General features: G+C 46.7%; 6 protein-coding genes. All 6 read right to left on the reverse strand.

Annotated features, from left to right (window positions below):
- Positions 1-264: 264 nt before the first annotated feature.
- Entirely contained in the window at positions 265-1,503 is a 1,239-nt protein-coding gene (locus NE619_RS05050; RefSeq protein WP_256131286.1) for a Wadjet anti-phage system protein JetD domain-containing protein, read from the reverse strand.
- Positions 1,475-4,729 (reverse strand): ATP-binding protein, encoded by a 3,255-nt coding sequence (locus NE619_RS05055; RefSeq protein ID WP_256131287.1) that lies wholly within the window; start codon positions 4,727-4,729, stop codon positions 1,475-1,477. Before NE619_RS05055 ends, NE619_RS05050 begins: the two co-directional genes overlap by 29 nt.
- Complete coding sequence (locus NE619_RS05060; RefSeq protein WP_256131288.1) at positions 4,698-5,312, reverse strand: DUF4194 domain-containing protein; 615 nt, start codon at positions 5,310-5,312, stop codon at positions 4,698-4,700. Before NE619_RS05060 ends, NE619_RS05055 begins: the two co-directional genes overlap by 32 nt.
- Before the next feature lie 2 nt (positions 5,313-5,314).
- Positions 5,315-6,691, reverse strand: coding sequence for a Wadjet anti-phage system protein JetA family protein (locus NE619_RS05065; RefSeq protein WP_256131289.1), 1,377 nt, complete (start codon positions 6,689-6,691; stop codon positions 5,315-5,317).
- A gap of 385 nt (positions 6,692-7,076) precedes the next feature.
- Complete coding sequence (locus NE619_RS05070) at positions 7,077-10,109, reverse strand: DEAD/DEAH box helicase (protein WP_256131290.1); 3,033 nt, start codon at positions 10,107-10,109, stop codon at positions 7,077-7,079.
- A 592-nt stretch (positions 10,110-10,701) separates the two neighbouring features.
- Positions 10,702-11,769 carry an arginase family protein gene (locus tag NE619_RS05075; protein WP_256131291.1) on the reverse strand — a complete coding sequence of 356 codons (1,068 nt, stop codon included), beginning with the start codon at positions 11,767-11,769 and terminating at the stop codon, positions 10,702-10,704.

Below are 11,769 nucleotides of genomic sequence, written 5' to 3' on the forward strand. Positions count from 1 at the left end.
TCAGGGATCAAATATAATCTAAGCGACATAAGAAAAAGCAGTCTGGAGCAGTTTTCATAATGGGGCTGCAGATGAAGCAATTATATGCCCCACATAAGTTGCACAAGAAAGGCAGGCCATCATGCTTCTGAGATGTCCGTGAGTCAGAGATGAAACATTATGAATGATTTGAACCGCCTCATCTTCCGAAAGCTGCATCGCAGTCCTCCCATACATTCCACACCCTGTTTTCAACATTTAAAATCCGCGGTTCTGCTTTCACATTCACCCGACCCCCTCCTGCTCCAGCTTTATCCCCTTTTCCAGCATATAATCCAGCACATTCAGATAAGGCGCGTCCGCATTCTTTTTCCGTAAATTCCCCAGCCGCCTGCGATCATTCTGTGTCAGCGGCCGGGTGTAAGCTTCATATTTTCTCAACGTTTCCAAATCCATATAGTAGGGCTTAAAGGGGATGCCGGTTTTCCGGCGAAGGTCCTCATAGATCTCAAAACCACCCACGTCAATATCGCCAAAATGCAGGTAAGACGCCCCCGGAAGCTGACGATAAAGTTCCTTTAGGAATGCTCTGCGCACGGAATTGAGGTATCCGCCCAAATAAATAATCATGCACCCATCTTCCTGCCAGCGGAAAAAGGTGGTCAGATTTTCAATGGTGAGGACCGTTTTGACGTTCTCCGTTTCCGCAAGCTTCATGCGCCGCAGGTCTTGGCCGGAGACTCCGATTCCATGGGCAAAGGCTTTGAGATCGATGATCTCCTGTCCGAAACAGAGCCGTCCCTGCCCTTTGAAGTATACGTAATTGGGCGTGTGATAAATGGAATACTCCGCCAAAACATCGAAAGGCGCCCAGCCTTCAAAGCGGGGATTGAAGTCCCGCATCACCTTTGTCACAGCGCCAAGCATATTTTCCAGAGCTTTAGAATCGGAAAAATGGCGAATTGAAAATTCCCGGATATAGCATTCGTCCTCATTTGTCTCAACAGCAGCAATGGCTTCGATCAGCCGCCTGGTGCCCGGCAAATCGGAGAGATCGACGTACTCTTTCACCGATTTTCCATCATGTATCCTCTGCTCCATGGCTTCTATAAAAGCCGCGGTAATGGGCGTGATAGGAGTAATGGACGCATTGGCAGTCCCGTACTGGTTTTGCAGGTCCGTCAGCAGGTTCAGGTTCTGCTGCAACAGCTGAGCCTTGGGTGTGCGGCCCAGATACGCATAAATATCGCCGACAGCTGCTTCCACCAAAAGAACCTTTTCGATGATGTGTCCTGCTTTACCCTTCTTCCAGACAGGCTCAACAAAGCCCCTTTGCTCCAGCTCAGCTGCGCAGGCGTGAATATCCTCGTAGGCAGTAGAGCTTTCATCAAAATACTCGGGCAGGCTCTTTGCGGAAAAGGGAAAGGAAATGCGGACCTCCACCTTATTCTTGCCGGTGAAAAGCAGGCTTCTCTCATAGGAATCCAGCAGTGAATTAAGAATACGTCTGTCGTACTTCTTCATTATGATAACCCTCCACATAGCTTACACGCTCGTCCGTCATCACCAGCAGGGTCTGGTCCATCTCCGGCGCAATGTACTGAATCTTGTCCGGCGGCGCGGCAATCACAAGCTGCAGTGGCAGGCGGTGGAGAAATTCCAGCACTCCGCCGATTCGCTCGTCATCCATATTATTGAACGCTTCATCAAACATAATCAGGCCGATGGCCTCACCGCCGATATTGTTGCTGTACAGCTGGACGAAGGAAGCCGCCACCGTTACATAAAACGGAGTCTGGGTTTCGCCGCCGCTCTTTTCTTCGCAAACCTTGGAATAGAAGGAATAATTGCCGTCCGTATGGATAATTTTGATGTCATAATCCATGTAGGTTCGATAATCAGTAAACTCGTCCAATGCCCTGGTCTCATTTTCGCTGTCCAAGGCAAGCTTTTCAAACAGCTCATCAATCACCTCTTTATGGGTTTCATGGAAGGTTCCGCTGAACAGGGATTCACCCTGCATAGCGTTGAAATCGTCCATAATCATCTCATAGTAGCTGCGGAATTTCCTACTGGGCATGAAAAGGAATTCATATTTTTCGTTGCTGAAAGCAATATCCTTGAGCGCTTTATTCAATTCCTTGAATTCACTCTGGGCCTGCTTCATGTTTTCCTGCAGTTTTGCCAGGAACTGTTCCCGGAATTCTTCTTCCGCAGAAAGTCTGGCCCGCTGCACCTTTTCCTCGTATTCCAGAAGCTCCGACGTTTTCAGCCGGTCGTAGACAGCCGCAAATTCTCTGAAACCGTCCAGAGTCGGAGGCGCCCCGAAATCGTGCTCTGTCTTGTACTGAATCATGGCGTCCATCATCTTCCGCTCCGCTTCCTTAGTGGTGGTTTCGTTAGCCTTTTTCCGCCGGTCATAATTAATCTGGAACTGGGTAAAGGACTTCTGGCTTGTCAGCTTCTCATATTCTTTTTTCCACAGAGCATAGTCGTCCTGGGCCGCGGCAATGATTTCGGCAACTTTCGCCCCCTGGTCGGCCTGGGAAACAGTATACTGCTCAATCCGCTGTTTTTCGGTGGCAATCTTTTCCATCAGCTTGCCGATGGCCTGATTTTTCTCTGCCATGGATTCTTCCAGCTCTTTTCGTATGGTTTCCAGCATAGTAAGCTGCACCTGTTTTTGCAGCAGAGTGGCGTTTTTCTCCAGAGTGGAAATATTGGACCGGCAGTTCTCCAGCTTTGTTTTAATTACAGACAGTTTTACCAGCACATCCAGCCGATACTTTATATCCACATCCGCATCTGTAGTCAAAAAACCGGTTGCTGCTTCCAAATTCTCCAGCTGCTGCTGATCGGCCTGCATCGCTTCCTCCAGCAGCCCATACTGACGGTTGGCCTGCTCCAGCTGAATGCGGAAAGCATTTTTTCCAATAAAGGGTACCTCAAAGATCGACGGCTTGATGGCGCTCGCAACCCGATTCTGGTATTTCATGCACTCCTTGGTGATGGCGGTCTTGTATTTTTTCAACTGGTCATAGCGCTGGCACATCTGCACGTTTCCGAGAATCATATTGATGTAACGCTTGGCATAACGGCGCTTTGACTCCACCACCGAAGCAAGGGTTCCCGCGGGAGTTTGATCGTATTCTTCCATTTTCTGCGTGTTAATCAGCCCCACGCCAAAGGCTTTTCCCTCTTTGCGCAGCTTGTCATAGGTGCCCAAAGCGATATCAAAGTTCTCCGGTTCAACCAGCAGATAAAACCGCTGAGTGTTCAGGTAACCCTCCACCGCATTGCGCCAATCCTCATCGACAATTTCCAAAAGCTCACACAGCACATGGGGCTGCGAATCCCGCCCCAGCCTCGCGAATTCCTCTTGAATCGCTTCCTGCACACAAGTCACGGCCCGGGGATAGGACAGCTTTTTTCTGCTCAGATTTTCAATTTTTTTCTTAAGCTCACTTCTTTCGGCCTGCTTCTCATTGAGGCGAACCTGCAAGCGGGCTATTTCCTGCTGAATCTTGGCAAACTGCTCCTTTTTATAAGCAATGGCCGCTTCCACCAGACTCCGCACCTGCGACAGATCACCGGCCTGGCCCAGATGTTCCAGCATTTGCTGATATTCCGTCAGCACCGGACTTTCCTGTCCCAGCGTCTGCAAGCTGTAGAGATTATCCTTCGCCGCCCGTATGCTGATTTTCAGAGCCTTTTCTTCTTCCAGCTGTTCCCGTTCTTCCTCCTCCAGCCGCTCTAACTTACGCTTTTCCTCTTCCAGGGCCAGAAAATCCTTATCCTGCTTCATTTCCACCCGCAGGGCGGTTTCCATTTCCTGCTTCTGCTCTTTTTCTTTGGCAATGGCCGAAAGCTTCTGCCGTTCCTCCTTTAGCCGGTATTCTTCTGTCTGAATATAGCGCCTGGAATTTTGAATATTTTCCTTTGTAATATCCAGTCCCACCTGCGCCAGAAAAAAGTCGTACATGCTGTCCTGTTTGAGGCCCTTTACGACTTCATCGTGCAGCGTTTCGATTTGCTCCAGTTTGCCCAGCCGTGTCCTTACGCTGTCCAAAGTCTTTTGCAGATCCTGATAAGTCCGCACGTTTTCCCGGAGCACGTCAATGTTGACTTCCTTTTCATCCAGCACATAGGAATAAACAAAGTCCTTGATATCATCGATGGGCTTAAAGGCCAAAGCCTTCGGGATCAGCCGGAAAAACTTTTCCTCAATTCTGCCGAAGCGGGCTTTCATCATTTTTTTCGCCTCAGCCTGGGTCTTGCACCACTGCTTGATTTTCTTGGCAGAGCTGCGAAATTCGGTGATGGATTTGGGAACTTTGCCGTTAAGAAACAGTTCCTCCGTAAAGCGGATGTCGTCGATCAGATAACGGGCCACCGCCTCCTGCCCTTCGGAAGCCGAATCAATTACCGCTCCCACCACAAAATACCGGTCTTTGTCTTCTTCGTAAAACTCCAGCGCAATATGGGCGCTGATCTCCCCGATTCTCTCATAAGGCTTGTTTTCCCGCCCTGTTTTGCAGCGGATGTACCCGGTCAGCTTTCGCTTGCCGTTGTCGTGGGCTGCTTTGTTAAAGTAATTTGCCGAGCAGGTAATGACAAACTGAATGGCATCCAAAAGGGTTGATTTGCCGGCCCCGTTTTCACCGGAAAGCAGGGTCGCGTCTCCGAAATCAATGGTGCAGTTTGTAAAACGGTGCCAGTTAATCAGCTTCATTCTCACCAGTTTCTTCATCGACTTTTCTCCCCTTTCTGTAAATTTTCAGCTTTTCGTAGGCCTGCTTGATGTCCTCCACCCGAACCGCCATCAGCACCGAATCGTAAATCAGCACCCTCGATTCCTCGTCAGTCAGATCCTTATCCACAGTTTCGATAATCTGAAACCTGCGTAGCAGATTCAGCGTGTTGCGCATGGTCGTTTTGTCGATCATTTTATCCCGGATTTTCAGGCTGAGGAAGCGGTCCTGAATATCGCCCAGGTTGACGATCACTTCATCGCTTACGGAAAGCTCCCTCTTTTTTTCATCGTAAAGCACCCGCAGGATCAGCAGAATGATCGACTCAAAAAGCTTTAAATTCTGCCGGTTGTAATTCTGCGGGTTGGTCAGCTGAACTACGCCGTACTCCTCGTTGACTTCCAGGCGGTAGCCCAGAATCCCCAGATATTCTGAAAAACGTTCCTTATATTTGAGAATAAAATAGTAGTCCGACCTGGTGGTGCGATTGCTCTTGCAGAGAAAACACACGCTTAGAAGTCGGTTGCATATGCGCTTGAATTCGTCCTTATCCCTTTGCAGCATACCTTCTAATAATTCCACTTTTATTTCCTCCAAATCTCAAAATCCCGAAAGCGATAATCGTTCACTTCTTCCACGTCTTTCAGTTCTATCCGGTAGTTGACGTTTTTGCGCTGGCCGTACAGCCGCGCGTAAATAATTTTAATGAAATCCTCCGCCGTTTTAAGGGGCAGCGCCGTCGCCAACATGGTTTCCCGCCCGCCCATCTGGTCTTCCAAGTAGCGTTCGATCTTCTCCGGGCTGAGGGCGTTTTTCATCTTTTCCATCAGCTTGCGCAGCTTTTCCTGCCGGAAGAGCAAGTCCGGTTCGCCGTCCTCCACCTCCTGGGGCACAAATTCTTTTTTCCCTTCAATCGGCGAATAAAGGGAATTGCCGTCCAAAAAACTGCAGCTGTAGATACGGATCAGGCTCTCCAGGAATTCCACCTCGTAGATACCGCCAAGATCCATCTGTTCTCTGTTAATGGCTTCGTTGATGCCGATGAGGATTTCCTTCAACTGGCCGCGAATGTCTTCGCTGCCGGTCAGTAAAAACTTGGCCCGGTTGATAGCGGCCCTTTGGTACTGAGTGTTTTTCTGATTGATTTCCACTAAAATATCGTCCATATTGCGGAAAGCGTCTATGATTTCATGCAGGTAGCGAAATACGGTTTCCCTGGCCTCTTCTAATGAAATTTCCTTTAATGTCGCGAGTTCTGCCGCTGCTTTTTCTACATAACGTTTGCTCTTGCTTTTGCTCTCCAGCCGTTCGATGATTTCCGGGCGGAATTTGGAAACATTGTCCGAGGTCAAAAGCCGGTGATAGGCCTTGTCCACGATATTGGTGATATAGTCATTGAAAAGCGCGTCCATAATCTGCGCCACCGTACTGTGTTTCGTCAGTTCGTCGATGTAATGTTTGATATTGGAATTGAGGTTTTTCAGCCCAGTAATCAGCAGATCCGTATTTTCCAGAATTTGTGTCAGTACCACTCCGGGATGATCGGTGCTGGTGCGGACCAGGCTGTAGATGGTATAGATGTAACCCTGATATTCCACCTGTTTTCCGTCGGCAATTTCCAGGAGGGTCTTGATGATCCTCACTGCGTATTCTTTGAAGTTGACTCTCTGGACATAGCTTTTGTCAGTTTCAATTTCAATCCATCCGTAATTTTCCAGACGGCGCAGGATGCCGTTGGCCTTTCCCCTGCTGTCGGCTTCGGAAAATTCCTCGTCCACGATGTCGGCGGCATTGATCTGTTCAAAGTAGTATTGCAGTTCGTCCACCAGAACGTCTCTTTCCACACCAAAAGAAAGCTGATTATCCATGATGGAAAACAGCTTGCAAATACATTCCCAATATACGGTTTTGTTGGGCGATGCCAAAGGTACGAAAAAGTTTGTCGGAATTACTTGAAACATAATACCCCCAATGTCGCTGGACGGATTGCGGAGCCTGCGGAAAGGAGCCGCCTTTGTCACTCATTATAATACAGCTGCCCGGAAAACGACAGAGAAACTTTTCTACTCACAGTTTCCCATCTTTTATTCGATCCACTTCTTTTGGGTAGCGAACCTTGTCTTTTTCCGAAAATTCAGCAGCAGCTGCTTCCGTTCTTCTGGGGCCTGCCTGGCATAGTTGTGGATCCGTTTTCTTAGTTTCTCGGCGTCCATGCCGCTTATCAGCTGATCTACCTGCTCCATGTAGGGTTTGAATTGTATGTTTGGCCTCCTTTAAACAAAATTCCATTCTGCTGATTTATGCCGTCAATTCCTATTTGCTGCTCGACACATGCTGGAGTCTATGTTATTGCACTTCTGATTGCGTCATTTTCTTCAACAAATTACCGGCAGACTTCAAAGCTCCTTCTAAACAGCCGCTGTCCCCGAATACCAGGAATGAATCTTTCGCCCTTGAGACTGCAACATTCATCAAACTATTATTTCTATTGATAAAATAGCAGCCATCTTGATTCCCATATACGCTTGAAAAAATAATGACTCTTTTTTCCGCTCCCTGAAAGGTATGTACGGTTCCGACCTCTATGTCCTCATTCCATTTCAAAATTTCTCGTTTCATCAACCGTCTGATTAAATTACTCTGACTTTTGAAGGGGGTAATAATGCCCATGATCTGTTTCGGATTGAAGTTCTCCTGGTTTTCTATGGACTGCTTTTTATACAAATCGCAGATTATTAAATAATTTGCTTTTATCCACTGAACGATTTGCTTAGCCTCTTCTAAATTTTGTCTGCTGGTACCCATTCGCTGCGAATAGGCAGTTTTTATCTCTTTATGGCCCATTGCCGGTAAAATAGCCTTCAATACGTTTTCCCGGTCTTCTTGCGCAGTTCCGCGGAGAGGCTCCAAACGGCCATTATAAACCAGCTCGTTACAATAGGAAATAATCTCGTCATAACATCTACGGTGTTCACTCAGAAATAATCCCTTCCCATACTTCCCAAAAGCGCAGGACTGTGAGGCAAGCTTCATAAGGCTTGATTGCGAACAATTCAGACCATTATTTTCGATAAGAGGATATTGACATCTATCGCCAATCATCCCGGATTCTATTGCCATCGCAATATCTAAGGCTCTAATTGTCCCCCATACCGGCGGGATCTGCTGTTCATCGCCTACAACCACCGCCCTTTTCGCCAATGAAAAGGAAGCCGCTGCAATTTCCGGTGATATCTGTCCAGCCTCATCGACGATAAGTAGATCTATGTAATCGTACATGTAGAAATGTTTTTTATCGTTTCCATCATATGCTAAAAACTGTTTTGGCATCATAAAAAAGGTCATGACCATACACGGGGCCAGCATGGCCATCCTGCGATAACGGTTATTCAAAACATTTTCAAATGTCGTCTTTTTTTGTTTTTCTGATATCGGATTGTCTTCCATCAGCCATCTGCACTCGTAGTAATGGACTGCAAACCAGAACTCCACATATCGAATCTGATCAAGCAGATCGTTGATCTTACAGGCATCGAATTTTGCCCAAAGGTCCTCCATGTTTTTAGGCAGCTCTATGTAACCGGATAACTGATCAGTTTTTCTTTTCAAGCTATTAAGAGAGCTCTCAATTCGTTTTATTTTTTTCTCTTGTCTGGTTCTATTTCCTTTTATGGTATTCTTTTTATTTTGCAGGATTCTTAACTGCTCATCATTATCGTCAACTTTTTTTAGGTATGCGGCTTCAACCTCTTCTATTGTCATGTCCCTTTTTAAAAATTCTAGTTCGTCATCGTTCATAAATGCATATGACCAGGATAAAAGCTTTCTCTTAAAAGGCGGCAGGAATTTAAAAAGCCTTATGTACCACGGAAGCAGTTGGTACGACTCTCTCCATTTTAGACGTCTATCCAAAAATTCCTTGGTTCTTATCTTTATATCGCTTATTTCTTGTTTGATCCTGTATTCTTCTTCCTTATATGAGGTGAGTTGAACAACCAGTTTGTCAATATAGTCTTTGTAGCTTATCCCGTCTAAAATTGACGCTATTTTCTCAATAGCGGAAATGCAGTTTATCCGGGCCGTATCCAGCCAGTTTAATTGGGCGGATAAAGCATCCCTGCATTTAAGCAAATCCCGCTCAGGACTTCCAAAAAAAGCCGCATACTCGGAATAAAAAACATCCTTTGATTTGTCCCTATTTTCTTCCGTTTCAATATCTTCAGCAAAAGCCTCACCGAGTACATTGGTATATTGATACCGTTTTCTCTTTGCTTCCGCAGTTTTACTCTTTGCAGGAAAGTATACGGCAAAGCTGTTTATCCCTGAAATCCATCTTTTTTCCAGATTGTCCTCTCTGATTGAATTAATCTTTCCAAAAGAGTCTATTATATTTGTTACTGCTTGATTGTTTGTCGATGCGGCGACAATGATTGGCGCAGCTTCCTCTTTTAATGCGGAATTTACGTACATATTGGCTACAACGGACTGCAGCAGCGTCGTCTTCCCTGTTCCGGGAGGTCCATTGACAGCCAGGATTTCTCCCTCCCCGATTTCGTCAAAGTGATTTATTACTTCTCGTTGAGAGGGCGACAAAGGATACTCCCCACCCATTTGCCCCTTATGCTTTTTCATCTTTGCAGTATCAGAATTTTTATATAATTTTTTTGATTTTTCTGCTTCGCCGCTGGTTAGTTTGGAATACAGTTTATTTTCTTTGCTTTTCAGAAGGTGATTATACAACTGCAATATATGAAATGTGGTATTTATCGTGCGATCTTCAAAAAGATAATACTTACCGTCTGTCTTCACGATTTCCTCCCCGCACAGGAGAACTTGTTGGTCAAAACGGGCCTTTGTTACAAATTCATATAAATGCTTTGCATAATTCAAATACGTTTTCCATGAGCAGATTTGATTTCTTTCATCCGTTGTTTCTTCAAAAAAGGCATCGTATACTGCCGCATCCCCTATTGCCAGCACCGGCTCTTCCATAGGTTTTAGATATTCCCTCGGTATCCACGGTATTTTCCCGTCCTCTGCCGGATAAAGTCTTCCTTGGCGGCTGACTTTTACCGGCAAAAACAGAATGGATGTCATTTCTTCAAGATCCGTCTCTGTCTTCTTAGAGGCGACAAATTTTGTAGAAACAGTTTTTAACGCAATGATCGCCTGTTTTGTCTTCCTGTTACTGTCGTCTTCTTGAACATCTACTTCCTCATCCTGGCCAGTTGTCCTTAAAAAGGCCATTGAGTCACTTCCGAGCTGCCCTAATTCCACTTCACCAGCAGTAAGTGTGTAGAACGTTTCTTTCTTATAATCAATCGGTCCATTGGTACTTGCAGCAATTGCATTTCTAAAATAATTGGTTACTTGTTTCATAAACATCACCTTAGCGCTTGTATTTATTCCTCATTTTACCACTCCTTCTATAAGTTCGCTATAATATTCCGCAAAAAATACGTTGACTCCCACGTAGTCGCACCCTGCAGAAACTACGGCAAATCTTATTTTTTAAAGAGCTGGATTGCAAAGCTTAGGAACGTGAGCCTCTCACTAAAGGGCAGTTCCGGTAACTTTTCCCGATTTTTTCAAAAAGTTACGCATTTTTCAACGATCCTGCGGTCTTCAGAACGGACGAAAACACAAATTTTCATTTTTTGCAGTTTCGAGCACCCGCAAACCCACAACTTTGCGTAACTTTGCATAATTTTTTTAAAAAGTTACCGCAGCGCAGTGAAAATATCAATATTGTGCTGCTACTGGACACCCATTGATATTCGCAGGGACTTCTGCCTGCTACTACTGGACTTTCTACCGGACCGCTCGGCTCCCTGAGCGAGCGAATCACCGAAAGTTACTACTCTCCGGCCGACCGCAGCGCAGTGCAAACTAAAAACGGCGCTGCCCCAAAGTCACATATCCATGAAACTTCTTGGCAGCGCCGCAATTCAGTTAAGGCTTAATTTCATTTTTATTTCCAATGAGTCTGATGTTTCTCCCCATTTCTGCGAGCCTTGCTTTCTGCCAGCAGGCACATCATTTCAAAGGCCAGCCCCGCAGCCAGGCAAGCGGACTTTCCGGTCACGTCGTAATCCGGGCTCAGCTCCATCAGGTCCGCGCCGACAACGTTCATGCCGTACATGCCCCGGATGATATCTCTGACTTCTCTTCCGAAGAGTCCAAACGGCTCAGGCAGCGTGGTTCCGGGCATTTCGCCGCAATCGATGCAGTCCGTGTCAATAGTCAGGTAGCAAGGATAATCCCCGATCACCCTCTTGATTTCGCTTACAACATAAGGGATTCCCTTCTCCTGCGCTTCATCGACCATAATTCTTCTCATTCCGCTGTTGGTCGAAAAATCGCAGCGAATGATGCCTCTGCCCCGCTGGCCGATCTGCACCATCTTCTCCGGCGCAATGTAGCCGCCGCAGGCAGCATTCTGGAATAGCGACGCATCGCTCACCACCGCACCCTGGAAGTCAACGCTGGTATCGCCGTGAGCGTCGATGTGCACTACTGCCAGAGGCTCATCCTTGCCCAGTCCCTTCAGCATCGCATAGGTACAGGTATGCTCACCGCCGATGGTCAGAGGCGCAATGCCCTTATCCTTGAAGGTTGCGTACAGCTCAGCGATTTCATCTAAATCCGCCCGCAGATTATATGGATCGTTGACAAATTCCACATCGCCGTAATCTATGATATTGCACATGTCATACGGACACAGGCTGTTATAATAATTTACCATGTTCCTGTCCAGGCCCCAGAATCTTACGGCCTTCGGCGCATTTCTTGTGCCCGGTCTCGGGTTGGGCACGCCCAGATCCAGCGGCAGCCCCACCATGGCGATATCAACGCCGTCAAGATCCCGGCTGTAGGGCGCTCTGAACAGTCCCAGCTGGGGAACGTTATTGCTTACCAGCTCCACGCCTTCCTCCTCCGCTCTCTTATAGAAAGCTCTGACATCCGGATGATCCACATCCCACAGACCTTTTCCCTCAACCAGCTTTTTGTAAGTTTCAATTCTTTCCTGTTTATTCAT

Origin of the sequence: Anaerovorax odorimutans (assembly GCF_024459955.1) — a bacterium.
Taxonomy (GTDB): domain Bacteria; phylum Bacillota; class Clostridia; order Peptostreptococcales; family Anaerovoracaceae; genus Hominibacterium; species Hominibacterium odorimutans_A.

What these genes read in the sequence shown, in the direction of transcription:
- NE619_RS05050 (WP_256131286.1), bottom strand. Translation starts at nt 1,503, where the DNA reads ATGAAGAAGTACGACAGACGTATTCTTAATTCACTGCTGGATTCCTAT.
- NE619_RS05055 (WP_256131287.1), bottom strand. Translation starts at nt 4,729, where the DNA reads ATGAAGAAACTGGTGAGAATGAAGCTGATTAACTGGCACCGTTTTACA.
- NE619_RS05065 (WP_256131289.1), bottom strand. Translation starts at nt 6,691, where the DNA reads ATGTTTCAAGTAATTCCGACAAACTTTTTCGTACCTTTGGCATCGCCC.
- NE619_RS05070 (WP_256131290.1), bottom strand. Translation starts at nt 10,109, where the DNA reads ATGAAACAAGTAACCAATTATTTTAGAAATGCAATTGCTGCAAGTACC.
- NE619_RS05075 (WP_256131291.1), bottom strand. Translation starts at nt 11,769, where the DNA reads ATGAATAAACAGGAAAGAATTGAAACTTACAAAAAGCTGGTTGAGGGA.